The following is a 16,434-nucleotide window of genomic DNA, read 5'->3' as shown; positions in this document are numbered from 1 at the left end:
GCACGTCAGAAATTGACTTTTTCCTATATTATGATATATTAATATAAAATTACTTTAACGCTCGAAAGCGTTAATACAGAATAGAATAACTTGATTTTGATGTAATTGAATAGTAAACAGATATTCATTAGGAGAATGGAAAATATAACAAATGAAAGAAAGGTATGAACATCGTGGGAGAAAATCATCATGATTTAAGAAGGGGCTTATTGCCGCGACACGTCCAGTTTATTGCATTAGCAGGAATGATTGGAACAGGTATTTTTAAGGGAAGTTCAGATACTTTAAATTTGGCTGGTCCAAGTGTAGTAATAGCCTATTTAATAGGTGGACTCTTATTATTTATTGTAATGGCAGCCCTAGGAGAAATGGCTACTGTTTATCCCAATTTAAATGTGCAACACTTAATAAATAAAGCTTTTGGATTTCGAATCTCCTTTATCGTAGGATGGCTCTATTGGGTTAACTGGGTAATTGTGACCGTTGTAGAGTTGATAGCATCTGGAAGCTTTTTGCAATATTGGTTTCCGAATATCCCATTATGGTTTTTAAGTTTAATTTGTACAGCCCTAATAGTAAGTATTAACTTGTCTCAAGTAAAATACTATGGGGAGCTCGAGTTTTGGTTTGCAGGTGTTAAAATTATCGCCTTAATTGCTTTTATTATTTTAGGTTCTTTCATTTTACTAGGAGTATTCTCTAGTACCATTCCAGTTGGATTTTCTAATTATACGGCACATGGCGGTTTTTTTCCTCATGGAATTAGTGGAACTTTAAGCGCATTTTTAGTTGTCATGTTTTCCTATGGGGGAGCTGAATTAATTGGTATAGCTGTCACAGAGACAAAAGACACGAAGAAGGTCTTACCGAAAATAATTAAAGGAACTGTATGGCGAGTCATTCTATTTTACATCCTACCTATTCTTATTATTTGCGGTATCATACCTTGGGACAAAGTAACGACAGAAGAAAGTCCTTTCGTACAAGTATTCAGTATCACAGGACTTCCTGGAGCTGCACATGTAATGAATTTCGTTCTTTTAACAGCTGTACTGTCCGCTGCAAATTCAGGAATATACGCGACATCTAGAACTTTATTTACTATGTCTCAAACGGGGGAAGCACCTAAAGCATTTTCTAGAACAACAAAAAATGGAATCCCGTTAAATGGAATAGTAATCACTGCATTATGTATATTAGTTGGTGTGTTTTTATCTTATTTAACTCCTGATCAGGTCATAAGCTATCTTATGACGATTCCTGGTTTTACCGTGTTATTATTATGGATCAGTATTTGTTGTGCACAATTGAAGCTTCGTCAGCAATACACGGACACACCATTTTTCCGTGTGAAATGGTACCCATACACAACGATATTTGCAATCACGGCTTTAACTCTTATCTTTATTACTTTTATTTTTAATAAACAAAATGTGATTGGTACCAGTGTATGTCTGATAATGGTAGGATTAATTGCCATCCTTTCATTTATAAAGAAACAAAAAAAGTAAAGCTAACTTCATAAAATAAAGCAGTCCAGGGATTTCAAATGAATTCCTGGGCTTTTCGATTTAATAGACTAAAGCGTAGACTGAAGGGAAGTATCCCTCGGTGAGTTAAAAATCGATGATAGAAGTTGCAATGGATTTCAATTGTCAGGGATTAATCTGTTTGAATAAGCTGTTTTAAGACTTTCGGTTTATTTTACGGCTTTACAATAATAGAGAAGCTCTTTCAAGTGAACCGTTTTATATATTGGGATGGTGTGAAAGATGTCATTTTTTTGAAAACTCTACTAAAATAATTGAGATCATTGAATCCGACCATAAAAGCAATTTCTGTAATCGATACATTTCCTCTTTGGAGGTATAACTTAGCTTCTTCTACCCTTTTTTGATTAATATAATCGATGATATTCATAGTCGTCTCTGACTTAAATTTGCGAGAAAGATGGGAAGGATTCACGTGTAAAGTAGCAGCGAGATCATGAAGTGTTAAAGGGTTTTCTAAGTGTAAATGAATATAATCAACTGCCTTTTTGACGATGAAGCTATAATTACGTGTTGAAAATGTTTGGACAAGTTCACAGTATTCATTAATCATCACGATACCCAATTTCTTTAAATGAGGTAGATTCGGTGCTCTTTCAATCAAGATAGCAAATTTTTCTGAAATAGTATGAATATAAATGGGATGTACTCCTCCTCTTTCAGCAGCTTTTCTACAAACCGTGTTCATAACCAAAGTTATATTTTTGGCAGATCTAATCGGACTTTCGGGGATTCTATCTGAAATATGTAAGAGACTATTACTTTCATTTGCAATCCGAGCGATTTCTTCTCTGTCTCCTTTTGCGATCGCATCCATTACTCTCTTCTCAAATTGATATCTAGCCTCGATCATCGTTTTACTTTCAGCAATATTGGTTTTTAGTTGCTCTTTATTTAGTGGTGGGGTGATGATTTCAGAGGTTATGAGTTGTGAATCAATATGTTTATGGATACACATATTAACAAGTAAATCGCCGATGCTATTAGAATCCATACTACTAATAACGGTTAAGGATGTATAGAATTCTTCGAGCTGTTTTCGTTCACTAACAGGCAGCTTGTTTGTAGATAAAATATCACTAATAAATCCAATACTAGGAATACTTGAAATAAAAGGACCTATTAATGCGGAACCATAAAATATGCTATTTCTCCAAATACCAGCTGCAATATACTCAAGGCCAAACGAATTTACATGATAATAGTAGCTATTCGTTTCATTCTTTCTTAGTGTTTCATTAATTGTAAAATACTCATTGTTGATGTTTTGTAGTACAGCGGGAATATGATGATTAACGAGCTGTAAAGTAGCATTCCCGTCTTTATCAATTAACCGGACATCCATTTTAGTAATCGCATTTATTATCGTACATTTTTTATAGAAATCATTAAAATAAAATCCTGATTCCTCTGACATATAATCACCTCTTCGATGGATTCTTTCAATTATTATATCTGTAAATATGCAAAAAAAGTCGTTTTTATGCTAATTATGTCAAAATAGTACGATTATAAATATTAACCTTACAATATAATGAACGTAAGAATACGGAATTAGTCATGAAGGTACTTATAGTTGATAGTTGTTTTATCTGAAATGTAATCGTTCCCATATATGAAAAGATAAATTTAGGAGGAATTACAATGAGAAAAATTATTAATATGAATGATGAATGGAAATTTATAAAGCAAGATGAAGGACAAGCAATGGACCAAGCTTATAATGATGAAAGCTGGGAAGTTGTTCATGTACCCCACACATGGAACGCTATTGATGGAGCAAATGGCTTTGATTTTTATAAAGGGGCTTGTTGGTATCGAAAAGAGTTTGTCGTAGATACATTAGCAAAAGGGAATAAAGTATATATTGAGTTCAACGGCTCTAACAGTATTACGGATGTTTATATGAATGGCCAACATCTGGGACAACATAAAGGCGGTTATTCTACTTTTAGATTTGATATAAGTGATGTGATTCAATTTGGAACGAAGAACACACTAGCTGTAAAGGTAGATAATACTGTTGTTGATGATGTTTATCCACAAATGGCCGATTTTACTTTTTACGGTGGGATCTATCGTGATGTAAATCTAGTGATTGCTAATCATGTTCACTTTGATTTAATGGACTATGGTTCACAAGGAATCTATGTCATTCAAGAAGAAGTAAACGAAGAGAAGGCTTCATTAACGATTAAATCTAAAGTAGTCAATGATCATGAAGAAGAAAAGAAAGTAAGACTGTGGGTCGATTTAGTAGATGTACAAGGAAAAACAGTAGCTTATGCTGCAAAAGAAGTCGTGCTAGCTTCACGTGAAACAAAAGAAGTTGAAGTGCCAGTTGTGATCGATAACCCAACATTATGGAATGGTAGAAAAAATGCGTATATGTATGAAGCAAAAGTATCTTTGCAGAGCTTTAACGATACTGTAGATGAGCTATCGATTCCTTTCGGAGTAAGATACTTTGAAGTGGATGCTGAAAAAGGTTTCTTCTTAAACGGTGAACATCTTGCTTTAAATGGTGTTTCAAGACATCAAGATCGCAAAGATATGGGCTGGGCAATTACTAAAAAAGAACACGAAGAAGATATGGACTTAATTAAAGAGGTAGGGGCGACTTCAATTAGATTAGCTCACTATCAACATGACCAATATTTCTATGATTTATGTGACCAAGAAGGAATGGTTATCTGGGCTGAAATTCCATTTATTTCTGTGATGTCAAAAACGGAATTAGAAGGAATAAATGCCAAACAACAAATGATTGAATTAATTAGACAAAACTTTAACCATCCATCAATTATGTTCTGGGGAATTCAAAATGAAATCCAAATTAGTGGTGAAAGACCAGAACTTAGAAAACTTGTGAAAGAATTAAATGAGCTAACAAAAAATGAAGATCCAACAAGATTAACGACAATGGCGAATGTGATGTTCGTGCCAGATAAAGATGATTATAACTATATGACAGATATCGTTGGCTATAATAAATATTATGGTTGGTATCAAGGCAAAGCAGAAGATTTTGCCGGTTGGCTTGATGGATTCCATAAGACGAATCCTACGGTGAAATTAGGGATTTCAGAATACGGGGCAGAGGGTATTTTACAATATCATAGCAATGATCCGAAAGTAAAAGACTATACGGAAGAATACCATACGCTCTATCATGAAAAGGTTTGGAAAATTTTCTCGGAACGTCCTTACCTCTGGTCCACATATGTATGGAATATGTTTGATTTCGGTGCCAATATAAGAGATGAAGGCGGCGTTAAGGGAAGAAATAACAAAGGGTTGATCACATACGATCGTAAGATTAAAAAAGACGCGTTTTATATGTATAAAGCAAATTGGTCAGATGAAAAATTCGTGCATATTACAAGCAAACGCTATATCGATCGCGCTGATCGCGCCATTTCTGTTAAAGTGTATTCGAATTGTGAGGAACTCACGCTTTATGTAAACGGGAAAGAATTAGAAACGAAATCAGGTCATAGAACCTTTACTTTTGAACATATTGAATTACAAGATGGCATGAACGAGATCAAAATTATTTCGAACCATGATGGTGTTGAATTACAAGATGTAGCTAAGTTTAACAAAGTGACAGAACCTAACCCAAGTTATGAGGCTCCTGAAGCGGAAACAGGTGGACTAGTAGCAAACTGGTTCCAAATGCCTGATCTAGGTGATGATGATGAAGTTGAAGAAATTCACATTACTGATGATGTGTATTCAACAGCTGACACATTTAAAGATCTTATGGAAAATGAAGAAGCGAAAGCCGTCCTTGAAAAATATTTAGGTAATTTCTCAGAACACCCAATGTTTGGAATGGCACAGGGAATGCAGTTGGATTTCATCGCGTCTATGGACGAAGACTTGTTCAATGAAAAATTGATGTATCGACTAAATAAAGAACTAACACAAATTAAAAAGTCATAATTGAAGCGTAATTACGAGTGGAAGATTCGTGGATCAGCATCTGTAAGTAACAGTACGCTCCTAGCAACGTGAAAGATGTGAATAAGTGGAAAAGGAGTTGCTTACATGGGCAACTCTTTTTCCGCTTATACGAGATTTATCGCAATCGGCTTTCGACGCTCAAAAGTGAATATCGATGTAAAACCACATTGTATCGCCATATCAACAGCATCCTCAAAATTCGAACCAACGGCGTCCGCAAAATGAGAATCAGAACCGATTGTTAGAATTTCGCCACCTAAATCTTTATAAAGTTGTACGATATTAATAGAAGGAAGAGCTTGCTTCAAGTTTCCTCTAAGTCCTGAAGTATTAATTTCAATGCCAATGTTTCGTTTGATCGCCTTCATTAAAATCGCTTCTAATATCTCTTTGTGATCTTCAAAATGATACATGCCAATCGTTTTGACGGCATAGCGTTTCAGTAAGTCTAAATGTGCAATCACATCTATATCTGCTGAACAAACCATCTTGTACACTTCTTCAAAATAGCTTTGATACGCTAAATAGGTATCCTTATTCTCCAAAAATCTACGTAATTTAAGGTTGTTAATATTATGTACAGACCCTAAGATGAAATCTAAATCCAACGGTGACAGTGCCGCTTCATATTCCTGTTTAAGCAGGTGTGGTTCACAAAGTTCAATTCCAACTTTGATAACCAAGTGATTGCCGTATATTTCTTGACATTCCTCGATCTCGTTAAAATAATGTGTGAAATTCATATGACCATAAGTGGGAGCAAGGGGGTTAACCGAAAAGTGTTCCGTGAAACAAATTTCTCTGATTCCTTTCTCAATGGCGGTTTTACATACATCTTTCATGGAAGCGGTAGAATCAAACGAATGATTTGTATGGTGATGATAATCGATTAAATGCATAGCAGGGCATCCTCTCCGTTCATGACTAATGATACATGATTCTAGCAAAAGAAACAGTACGTGGCAATGAAGGATGTATACTTAATTGAGGAAATTGTTAGGAGATTCGTACATGGGGGAAAGAACGCAGTATACTTGTGACTCCAATTAATCCTTATATTTGTATCAATTTTGGAACGAAGGATCGTAGAACATGATATGGTTTATGTGATGATAACTGTACTCAAATTCATTTAGAAATGTAATGGAGGAAACACAATGAATTATGACAAAGCGCAGCGAAAGCAAATAAATAAAGTAGTGGAGTTTATTGAAGATCATATAGATGAAAATCTTTCGCTAGACCAGTTAGCTAAAGTATCTACGTATTCTCCTTTTCATTTTCAACGATTGTTTAAAGGGATCATTGGCGAAACACCGGCTGGCTATGTGAAACGTCTTCGTCTTGAGAATGCTGCACATATGTTGATATATGAACAGCAGATCCCGATTACTCAAATTGCGTACATATGCGGTTTTGCATCTCTATCATACTTCACTTATTCATTTAAAGCATATTTTAATATGAGTCCTAAACGGTGGCGAGATGGTGCTTATTTAGAACGATTCCCCAGAGAGTATGATAGCAAGAAATCTAAACTTTTAAGCACAAATACGAAAGTAGAAAATGATCAAAACCCTTATACTGAATTTAAGTGGCTAGACTTATCAAAAGTGAAAATCGTACATTTTCCAGCGTGCACAACTGTTAACAGGCATAATATTGGCTCTTACATGAATGGAATACCAGACGCATGGGAAGATATTTATCGATGGTCAAGTGTGCGAGGGTTAATCAAACAAAATACAATGATCTTCGGTGTCCCAAGGAACAATCCGTATATCACACCTCCAGAAAAAAGTCGCTACGATTGTCGTATAACCATTCCTCATGGTGAAGATGTCAGACAGGATGACGAAGAAGTATATCCTTTTAGTGGTGGGAAATATGTGTTGTATGAGTTTGACGAACCTGTCAGTTATCGTGAAAGAAGTAAACTGATAGAGTGTTACTCAGAGTTGTATAGCTTTTGGCTGCCCAAGAGTGGCTACAAGTATTTAGGAAATCCGATTGAACTTGTTGTAATTGAAGAAGTAAGGGGCACATTAACTCTTACTTGTAAAATCAGTGCAATAGCTTTAGCCATTGAACCAAAATAGACCGGAGGAATTATATGTTATTTAATGTGAGTGAACTTCATTATATGGCAATTATCGCAGGTGGATTCTTGTACATGATATATGGAACCATCTATTATTCGATATTACTAGGGAAGAATAAAGAGGGTGGGCAAAGTGAAGGCCCATTGAAATATATTATCTCAGTTATCGTTGCATTTATTAGTTCATTTTTTGTTGCCCTACTCGTCCAAGTCTCTAGCGCTGAAGGATTAATAGAGGGGGCAGCTGTAGGTATTATCATTGGGATCCTCATTACGATTGTTTATTTGAAAAATACATTATTTGGACTTGTAACGAAAAAAGCTTTTTTACTTGTTATAGGCGACCACCTTATCATTTTTACGTTACTAGGAGCGCTGCACGGTCTTTTATAATAATATCAGAAACAATTGTTGTAGGTTTTGATAGGGTAATTAGCTACAAATCAGTCAATGGTTCGTTCTAAAACTAGGCGCTTTCCTTTTTAAGGATAAGCGCCTATTAGGCATGAAATCCATAATACTTAACGACAACAAATTATCTATTTATCCAACCTAATTGGCGCTTTATGATATTCAGTTATTTCCTAATTTATAAGTAAAGAAAGGCAGAATGCATGAAAGTTAATGCGTTCTGTCTTTCTTAGTCTTTAAAATTCATAATAACGACGAAGTAAATACGAAATCCATTTACAATGAGGATGATTTCGAATATTTTCTAGTAATCCTTTCACAATAGCAGGACTTAAAGTTGGTTCCAGAAGCTGCTGCTTTAGTAGGATTAACGATTCTTTTTCAATCGACTCATCAATTTCTTCAATTTTTTTCTCCATGATTTCGAGAATTTGTTCCTTCGTTATTTCTTCAGTCATTGGCTGGTTAATCATTTCGATAAGCTCTTGTGAAATAAATGGGACGGTAGTATGTCTTGCTAGTAAATTTGTTTTTTCCACAAGGGATTGAGACAGTAACTCTAAATCTAACGGTACGTTATAGAATAAAAATAACTGTAAATAAGTACTCATGAAGCCTTTGATACAATAAATTAAATCATATTTGATCAGTTCGACTTCTTCTCTATATAAACGTTCAATCATTGATAAGATAATTTTCTCGTTTAATTGATTATAGTTATGCATTCTTTCGATTAGTACTTCATTGAATGACTGTATTTGCTCTTTAATAAGAATTTTGGCGAAATCAGAATGCTTATGAAACGTATGAAACATGGTGTAATAAAATTCGTATAAAAGTTTTTTATCATCATTTGTGTTTCTGACCGTATAGTCAATATCAGAAGTGATTTGCATCATGAAATGATCAATCAATGCTAAAATCAATTCGTCTTTTGACTTGAAAGATAAGTAAAAAGAACCTTTGGAAATCCCGCAATGTTCTGTTATTTGTTGAACAGAAGTGGCTTCGAAGCCCTGCTTTGCAAAAAGATCTAACGCCTTTTCCATAATTAATTGTTTCTTAATCATTATTTATATCGCTCCTAGATACCCTATCGTTGACAAATGACTGACTAGTCATTACTATAAAGAAATGAGCTTGATAAGTCAATTTAAGGTGGGTGTAATAGTGAAAGGGTTAGTCAATTTTGTCTTAAAGAATAAACTAGCAGTATGGCTACTTACTATTATCATTACGGTATCTGGTATTTATTCAGGTACGAAAATGAATATGGAGACGATCCCTAATATTTCGATTCCTTACTTAATGGTCATGGATGTATATCCTGGAGCAACTCCTGAAAAAGTAATGGAAGATGTGTCCATGCCGATAGAGAAAGCGGTAGAAAACCTTGAAAACGTGAAATCCGTTTATTCAAATTCCTATTCTAACATGGCAAGTATTCAAGTGGAATACGAATACGGTGTGGATATGGACGAGGCGAAACGTGCCTTGCAATCTGCGTTAGATGCAGTGAAATTACCAGAAGGAGCACAAGAGCCGACAACTACAGCGATTAGCATGAACATGATGCCAGTTGTTGCCTTAAGTGTAAGTAGTTCAAAAGAAGATATTGTTGAATTAACGTCAACGGTAGAGGAAAGTTTACTGCCAAAAATCGAGAAAATCGATGGTGTTGCGTCGGCAGCGATTACAGGTCAGCATATTGAAGAAGTAGACCTTACGTATAACAAAGCAAAAATGACTGAACTCGGCTTAACAGAAGATCAAGTAAAGCAAATGATTCAAGCGAGTAATGTAGCAGTTTCACTAGGGCTTTACGAGTTTAAAGCAGGAGAACAAGCCGTAGCAATCGACGGTAAGTTCATGACAGCTGATGAATTAAAGAATATGCTTATTCCGGTAACACCAACAGCTGCAAGTCCGTCACCATTTGTGAAATTGAGCGATATTGCTACCATTGATGTAGTTGGTAAAGTACAATCCGTTTCACGTACAAATGGCAAAGAGGCTATTGCGATTCAAATTGTCAAAGGGCAACAAGCAAACACTGTTGATGTTGTAAACAGTGTGAAGAAGTTAGTGAAAGAAGAAAAGGCAAAATACGATGGTCTTGTCATCGATGTAACGCTTGACCAAGGTGCACCAATTGAAAAATCCGTTTCAACGATGATTGAAAAAGCGTTATTTGGTGGTTTAATTGCCGTATTAATTATTCTTCTATTCCTACGTGATTTTAAATCAACGATTATTTCGATCGTATCGATTCCCGTTTCAATTTTCATGGCTTTACTGATATTAAACTGGATGGATATTACGCTAAATATTATGACACTTGGTGCGATTACGGTTGCCATCGGTCGGGTAATTGATGACTCCATCGTAGTCGTTGAAAATATTTATCGTCGTTTACATTTAAAAGAAGAGAAGTTAACAGGTCGCGCACTTGTACGTGAAGCGACAATTGAAATGTTCAAACCAATCATGTCATCTACATTAGTAACAGTTGCGGTATTTGCGCCACTTATCTTCGTTGGTGGTATGGTCGGCGAGCTATTCATGCCGTTCGCATTAACAATGGCGTTTGCGCTTTTTGCTTCATTAATTGTTGCGATTACAATCGTTCCGGCACTATCTCACTTCTTATTTAAGAAGAAGTTATATGGTGAAAAAACCGAAAGTAGCCATAAAGAGGCTGGTAAATTAGCGAAATGGTACAAAGGGGTCCTTAATCGGGCACTGAATCATAAAGTGATTACTTCCCTAATTGCGATTGTTTTATTAGCTGGTAGTTTGGCGTTAACGCCTTTAATCGGCTTTAGTTTCATGGGTAGTGAAGAAGATAAAGTGATGTACTTAACGTACACACCAAAAGCAGGCGAGCTTAAGGATGATACATTAGCAAATATTCATGTTGTCGAAGAGAAGTTACTTAAACGTGATGATATTGATATTGTTCAAGTTTCTGTAACAGATAGTGGCGATCAGATGTCAGCAATGATGGGTGGCGGAGCAGGCGGCGGATTAATGTACCTAATCTTTGACCCGGAAATGGATAACTTCCCAGAGGTTCGCACAGAAATTGAAAAGTATGTGACGAACATTGGTCAAACAGGCGAATGGAAGAGCCAGAACTTCTCATCTATGTCGGGGTCGACAAATGAAGTAAGCTACTCATTTTATAGTGAAAATCTAGATAAACTAAATGAAACGGTAAAACAAGTAGAAGGCGTAATGAAGAAAACGGACGGTTTAAAAGATGTTTCTTCAAGTGCAGAAGATGCCTATGTTGAATATACGTTCAACGTAGCACAAGATGAATTGCTACAGTATGGGTTAACAACAGGGCAACTCGTCATGATGTTAAGCCCAGCAAAAACACAAGATGTTTTAACAACGGTTGAAAAAAATGGTGATACATTAGATGTAATTGTTCAGCAAGAACAAGCTGCACAACCAGAATCAATCGATGATATTTTAGCAACACCAGTACCGGTAGCGCAAGGCAATACAATGCCACTTTCTGAGCTTGTAACCGTGAAGAAAGGGACAACTTTAAATACACTTGCACGTAGTAAAGGTGAATACTACGCAACGGTTTCAGGGAAAATCATTGGTGATGATATTTCCAAAGTAACAGCTAAAGTAGATAAAGAGATTGATCAATTAGATTTACCTAAAGGTGTTACAGTGGATGTTGCTGGTGTAACGGCAGACATGACTGAAACATTTACACAACTAGGTGTAGCCATGGCTGCAGCAATTGCGATTGTGTACTTCATCCTTGTGGTCACATTCCGTGAAGGTGTCGCGCCATTTGCAATCCTATTCTCGTTACCATTTGCAGTAATTGGTTCATTTGTTGGTTTATTAATCGGCCGTGAAACGATCTCAGTCTCTGTTATGATGGGTCTATTAATGTTAATCGGTGTCGTTGTAACGAATGCCATTGTACTTGTAGACCGTATTATTCATATGGAACGTGATGGTATGAATATGCGTGAAGCGATTCTTGAAGCTGGCGTAACGCGTCTACGTCCAATCCTCATGACCGCAATCGCAACGATCGGTGCATTAATCCCATTAGCGATTGGCTCAGGCGGCGGTGGATTGATCTCCAAAGGCCTTGGTATTACAGTAATCGGTGGTCTAGCAAGTTCGACGTTATTAACGTTAATTGTTGTACCAATCGTTTATGAAATCTTATCGAAGCTATTCAAGAAAAACCGTAAAGAAGTAGAAGAGAACTAATGGTTTAAGCCCTACAAGAACATGATCTTGTAGGGCTTTTTAAACCCCAATTTGAGGGGGACTAAATTTAATACGAACAGGTAGATCAAACATGCTACGTCAGTTTGGAATGACGCTTAGTATGCGTTCAAAATAACGACCTGTTTAATTGTGTGTCAGCTCATGCTATAATGAGAAACTTAGGATAGTTACGACTTTTGCTCATAATTGAACGGATGCCAAGAAAAGCCTCCGCTAAAGCGTAAATATGGAGGTGTTAGAGAATGAATAAACGATGGACGATCAGTAAGATTAAAGAATTTGTTGCGAACAATTCGGAAAGTAAGTTACTATCGACGGAATATCACGGTTTTTCGCAAAAGTTACTATTTAAATGTGCATGTGGTAGCAATTTTGAAAAAACATTTACGAAATTTAAAAATAATAACCAACGTAAATGTGAAGTGTGCCAACCGACAAAAGCGTCACGCTAAACGTATAGCAAATAAACGAAGTGCCGATTTCTATTAAATAGAAGTTGGCGCTATTTTTATTGAAAAGAGACCGAGGCTTATCCTAAAGACAGGACAGCCTCGGTCTCATCTGATTAATTCACTTCATATTCACTCACATTGCGCTCGACAACTCTTGCTCCTTTTGCGCTAATGAATGATCCGGACGCTGTTGTGAACACATTGCTCGCTATGACTGCATCCATAGCCGTTTTCACTTTTTCGACGTCAACCGGTTCAATTGGATCGGCAACGGAAAGTGTTGCTGATTTACCGCCTTCGGTTAGAAACAATAATTCCAGTGTTTTTACCATTTTCTTCACCCCTTTCTTTCCTTAGAAAATTAATTGGATAGAATAGTTGTCCCGATTTGAGCGACTTTTGAGAGAGGGTGTATTTGTAACCCTGCGATTGCTTCAGTTGCCGCTAAAATATCATCTGAAGCAGCATCTGTTTTTACATTGGAAAATGATTTACGCTTCACAATCGGTATGCCTTTTTCATCCATGCCTGTTTCAAACTCTAAGCGGATCGTTACAGCTTCAAGAATTTCAATTGCCACGTTGCTCACCTCCTTTCACTTTCTTTATAAGAGTTAAAACGGAAAAAGTAGTATCGGGGGGGAACTTTCAGACCGGTACAGTGAGACGTTTGTCATTATACCTGCACTAGTGATTACGGTTTCGGCTTTGAATGTCTTGAGTTTCTCTACCAATTTGTTCGGCGTGATCATTTCGGCGGTTATGTACGGGATTGGTTTCGGTTCCGCGCAACCTGCTCTTCAAGCGGCAACGATCCGTCTTGTAGGGGTAGCCAATGCTTCATTTTCGACTGCTACTGACCTCGGAATCGAACTAGGTGCAATCATATTAGGTTGGGTTTCCCAGTACACGAGCTACCAAGTATTGTTCACTGTCAGTGCCGTGTCGGTCGTGTTTTCCTTGTTTCTGTTCATTTTCTTTGTAAAGCGTTTGTTGAAAAGCGAAGAGCTTAGCCAACTTAAAACAGGTACTCTATCCTAAAAATAGGTTAACCGCTGCATCTCGCAACAAAGTATGGCGGCTGGGTGACCCGTATAGTAATTGAACTCTTTGTTCGATATCTTACAACTGTATTTGATAGATATAAAAATAAAGTGAATAAAGTTTTGTCTCGATTTTTATTACTAAAAGTCGGCTAAGGTTACTCCACTTATTATTTCAATAGAAGAGGCACTTTTAATTACATGACTCTGTTAAATAATATTGTTGATAATCCATTAATAAAGAAAAAGGACCTATTTAGGGTCCTTTTTGTGGTATTCTTGTTCAGCTAACGCACCCCGTTAGCTGAACAAAAATCTTTATTTTTCTAAAACCAAATACTCTTTTGTTTTAGATATTGATATACCGTATTCATTAGCAAAATCAATTAAATCTGCAAATAGGTTGTGGGGAACAAAATTAACAGCTCTAATGCTAAATCCTTTTTTCACTTGTATAATAACCCCTTTGGTAACCCAACTGAAACGTTTAAACTTCATCTGAATTATTTGATTGGGATATATTACTTGTTTGTAGATAGGCATTGTCAAAAATAATATTTGATATGTCAAATAACCGTCATCTATCTTAAACTTAAATTGGATAAAGATTGCTACAAGAATAAATACAGTTAATAATATTTGAAAGTAAAATAATCCTACGGAAAAATAATTCATTTTTATTGACGATACTGTTATCGCCAATAAAAATCCTAAAACACCTCTTTGGGTTTTTGCATTGTAAATCAATTCTTTCGCCTCCTCACAAGCCCCATTTAACGTAAATATCCAGTCAGTTAAGCGACAACAGTCTTAATATTGATACGTTCTCAATGAGTTATAAGTTTCATTAATGGGTAACAAACAACTCTCTACTATCATTTTGTTTATAGAACCATCATCACTTCTATGCTTCACAATATCTAGGTAAAACACAAGTGCATTCTGTTAAACAGAAAAATGGTAACGGTAGTTTCCTTGAATAAGCATGTTTCTATTTGGGAGCAAGTATGCTGTAATAGTGATAGAACAATCGTTCATCCTGTTCTAAGTAGTCAAAGAAGTGAGGAATTGATCGTGAAAAAATTTAAGAAGTTTTACTTAGAGATTACAAGTGTATGTAATCTTGCATGCAGCTTTTGTCCGCCAACAGAACGGCAGAAGCAATTCATTTCTGTGGAGGACTTTTCTAAGAGATTAGACCAAATTAAACCGCACACAGACTACATTTATTTACATGTAAAAGGTGAGCCATTGCTCCATCCTAAAATAGGCCAATTGTTAGACGTAAGTCATGAAAAAGGGTTTAAAGTTAATATTACAACCAATGGAACATTAATTAATAAAAAGAGAGAAAAATTATTAAATAAGCCTGCGCTAAGACAAATGAATTTTTCACTCCATAGCTTTGATGGCCATATTGGTTCTAAAGATAAGGAAGGGTATGTGAAAAGTATCCTTTCGTTTATTAAAGAAGCAACGAGTCAATCAGAAATGATTGTTTCCCTGAGATTATGGAACCTTACACAAGACAATACGACGAATATTGAAAGAAAACGAAACAGAGAATTACTAGAAATGATTGAGAAAGAATTTGATTTAGACTACAAAATTGAAGAGAAGGTCGTACCAGGAAGCGGCGTGAAAATTGCGGACCGCATCTTCATCAATCAAGATTACGAGTTTCAGTGGCCTGCGTTACATGAAGAAGAAGATGATGGGAAGGGCTTCTGCTATGGCATGCGAAATCAAGCAGGTATTTTAGCAAATGGAACTGTTATTCCTTGTTGTCTAGATGGTGAGGGAGTGATCAACCTTGGAAATATTAATGATGATTCATTTTCTGATATTATCGAGATGGATCGAGCAAAAAACCTTGTAGATGGTTTTTCACGAAGAGTGGCAGTGGAAGAGCTATGTAGAAAATGCGGATATCGTAAAAGGTTTGGAAAATAGATAGGCGAATGGCTAGGATTTAGTAAGTTAGATGAAGTCATTCCAACTCATTATCTCATTTAGATATAACGCGAAATGCTTGGAAAATAAAACGAATCATTAGAAAATGATTATGTTAGATCGTATTAAGAGGCCGAGGCTGTCCTAATTACAGGACAGCCTCGGCCTCTTTTAATTAATTCACTTCATATTCACTCACATTGCGCTCGACAACTCTTACCCCTTTCGCGCTCATGAATGATCCGGACGCTGTTGTGAACACATTGCTCGCTATGATTGTATCCATAGCTGTTTTCACTTTTTCTACGTCAACCGGTTCAATTGGATCAGCAACGGAAAGTGCTGTTGATTTACCGTCTTCGGTTAGAAACAATAATTCCAGTATTTTTGCCATTTTCTTCACCCCTTTCTTTCCTTCGAAAATTAATTAGATAGAATAGTTGTCCCGATTTGAGCGACTTTTGCAAGAGGGTGCATTTGTAACCCTGCGATCGCTTCAGTTGCCGCTAAAATATCATCTGAAGCAGCATCTGTTTTTACCTTGGAAAATGATTTACGCTTCACAATTGGTATGCCTTTTTCGTCCAAACCCGTTTCAAATTCTAAGCGGATCGTTACAGCTTCAAGAATTTCAATGGCCACGTTGCTCACCACTTTTCACTTTCTTTATAAGCGGTAAAA

The 16,434-nt window shown here is 36.2% G+C and carries 17 protein-coding genes; 9 read left to right on the top strand and 8 right to left on the bottom strand.

Features of this window, described 5'->3' with window-relative positions:
• Positions 1-164 precede the first annotated feature (164 nt).
• A complete protein-coding gene (locus tag JNUCC23_RS17650) occupies positions 165-1,511 on the top strand; it encodes an amino acid permease (protein WP_403068479.1) in 1,347 nt (448 codons plus the stop codon).
• 223 nt (positions 1,512-1,734) lie between these two features.
• Here the strand turns inward: JNUCC23_RS17650 and JNUCC23_RS17645 are convergent, their stop codons facing one another.
• Positions 1,735-2,967 (bottom strand): helix-turn-helix domain-containing protein, encoded by a 1,233-nt coding sequence (locus JNUCC23_RS17645; protein ID WP_454212719.1) that lies wholly within the window; start codon positions 2,965-2,967, stop codon positions 1,735-1,737.
• A 227-nt stretch (positions 2,968-3,194) separates the two neighbouring features.
• Here JNUCC23_RS17645 and JNUCC23_RS17640 point away from each other — a divergent pair, with 227 nt between their 5' ends.
• Positions 3,195-5,498 carry a glycoside hydrolase family 2 protein gene (locus tag JNUCC23_RS17640; protein ID WP_454212717.1) on the top strand — a complete coding sequence of 768 codons (2,304 nt, stop codon included), beginning with the start codon at positions 3,195-3,197 and terminating at the stop codon, positions 5,496-5,498.
• Positions 5,499-5,623: 125 nt separating this feature from the next.
• On the opposite strand, the gene JNUCC23_RS17635 is transcribed toward JNUCC23_RS17640, so the two are convergent.
• On the bottom strand, positions 5,624-6,418 hold the full coding sequence (locus JNUCC23_RS17635; RefSeq protein ID WP_454212715.1) for a histidinol-phosphatase HisJ family protein: 795 nt from the start codon (positions 6,416-6,418) through the stop codon (positions 5,624-5,626).
• 258 nt (positions 6,419-6,676) lie between these two features.
• Here JNUCC23_RS17635 and JNUCC23_RS17630 point away from each other — a divergent pair, with 258 nt between their 5' ends.
• Both JNUCC23_RS17630 and JNUCC23_RS17625 read left to right on the top strand, forming a co-directional pair.
• Positions 6,677-7,618: an AraC family transcriptional regulator gene (locus tag JNUCC23_RS17630; RefSeq protein ID WP_454212713.1), complete on the top strand. Its 942-nt coding sequence runs from the start codon at positions 6,677-6,679 to the stop codon at positions 7,616-7,618.
• 14 nt (positions 7,619-7,632) lie between these two features.
• Positions 7,633-8,013 (top strand): DUF1761 domain-containing protein, encoded by a 381-nt coding sequence (locus JNUCC23_RS17625; protein ID WP_454212711.1) that lies wholly within the window; start codon positions 7,633-7,635, stop codon positions 8,011-8,013.
• A gap of 254 nt (positions 8,014-8,267) precedes the next feature.
• Here the strand turns inward: JNUCC23_RS17625 and JNUCC23_RS17620 are convergent, their stop codons facing one another.
• Entirely contained in the window at positions 8,268-9,101 is an 834-nt protein-coding gene (locus JNUCC23_RS17620) for a TetR/AcrR family transcriptional regulator (protein WP_454212709.1), read from the bottom strand.
• 100 nt (positions 9,102-9,201) lie between these two features.
• Between JNUCC23_RS17620 and JNUCC23_RS17615 the strand changes: the two genes are divergently transcribed.
• Positions 9,202-12,285 (top strand): efflux RND transporter permease subunit, encoded by a 3,084-nt coding sequence (locus tag JNUCC23_RS17615; RefSeq protein ID WP_454212707.1) that lies wholly within the window; start codon positions 9,202-9,204, stop codon positions 12,283-12,285.
• 263 nt (positions 12,286-12,548) lie between these two features.
• On the top strand, positions 12,549-12,758 hold the full coding sequence (locus tag JNUCC23_RS17610) for a hypothetical protein (protein WP_062176249.1): 210 nt from the start codon (positions 12,549-12,551) through the stop codon (positions 12,756-12,758).
• A gap of 113 nt (positions 12,759-12,871) precedes the next feature.
• On the opposite strand, the gene JNUCC23_RS17605 is transcribed toward JNUCC23_RS17610, so the two are convergent.
• Positions 12,872-13,090 carry a DUF2922 domain-containing protein gene (locus JNUCC23_RS17605; protein ID WP_454212705.1) on the bottom strand — a complete coding sequence of 73 codons (219 nt, stop codon included), beginning with the start codon at positions 13,088-13,090 and terminating at the stop codon, positions 12,872-12,874.
• A gap of 29 nt (positions 13,091-13,119) precedes the next feature.
• Entirely contained in the window at positions 13,120-13,338 is a 219-nt protein-coding gene (locus tag JNUCC23_RS17600) for a DUF1659 domain-containing protein (RefSeq protein ID WP_454212703.1), read from the bottom strand.
• A 109-nt stretch (positions 13,339-13,447) separates the two neighbouring features.
• Between JNUCC23_RS17600 and JNUCC23_RS17595 the strand changes: the two genes are divergently transcribed.
• Together JNUCC23_RS17595 and JNUCC23_RS17590 are read left to right on the top strand one after the other, a co-directional pair.
• Positions 13,448-13,798 carry a hypothetical protein gene (locus JNUCC23_RS17595; RefSeq protein ID WP_454212701.1) on the top strand — a complete coding sequence of 117 codons (351 nt, stop codon included), beginning with the start codon at positions 13,448-13,450 and terminating at the stop codon, positions 13,796-13,798.
• Positions 13,799-13,842: 44 nt separating this feature from the next.
• A complete protein-coding gene (locus tag JNUCC23_RS17590; RefSeq protein WP_454212699.1) occupies positions 13,843-13,956 on the top strand; it encodes a hypothetical protein in 114 nt (37 codons plus the stop codon).
• A gap of 162 nt (positions 13,957-14,118) precedes the next feature.
• Here the strand turns inward: JNUCC23_RS17590 and JNUCC23_RS17585 are convergent, their stop codons facing one another.
• Entirely contained in the window at positions 14,119-14,547 is a 429-nt protein-coding gene (locus JNUCC23_RS17585; RefSeq protein WP_454212697.1) for a hypothetical protein, read from the bottom strand.
• A gap of 327 nt (positions 14,548-14,874) precedes the next feature.
• Here JNUCC23_RS17585 and JNUCC23_RS17580 point away from each other — a divergent pair, with 327 nt between their 5' ends.
• On the top strand, positions 14,875-15,753 hold the full coding sequence (locus JNUCC23_RS17580) for a radical SAM/SPASM domain-containing protein (protein ID WP_062176266.1): 879 nt from the start codon (positions 14,875-14,877) through the stop codon (positions 15,751-15,753).
• A gap of 175 nt (positions 15,754-15,928) precedes the next feature.
• Here JNUCC23_RS17580 and JNUCC23_RS17575 read toward each other — a convergent pair whose 3' ends face one another.
• Together JNUCC23_RS17575 and JNUCC23_RS17570 are read right to left on the bottom strand one after the other, a co-directional pair.
• On the bottom strand, positions 15,929-16,147 hold the full coding sequence (locus tag JNUCC23_RS17575; RefSeq protein WP_062176269.1) for a DUF2922 domain-containing protein: 219 nt from the start codon (positions 16,145-16,147) through the stop codon (positions 15,929-15,931).
• Positions 16,148-16,176: 29 nt separating this feature from the next.
• Positions 16,177-16,395 (bottom strand): DUF1659 domain-containing protein, encoded by a 219-nt coding sequence (locus JNUCC23_RS17570; RefSeq protein ID WP_454212695.1) that lies wholly within the window; start codon positions 16,393-16,395, stop codon positions 16,177-16,179.
• Positions 16,396-16,434 lie beyond the last annotated feature (39 nt).

This window comes from Peribacillus sp. JNUCC 23 (assembly GCF_053653995.1).
This window is presented reverse-complemented; position numbering and strand designations above follow the sequence as displayed.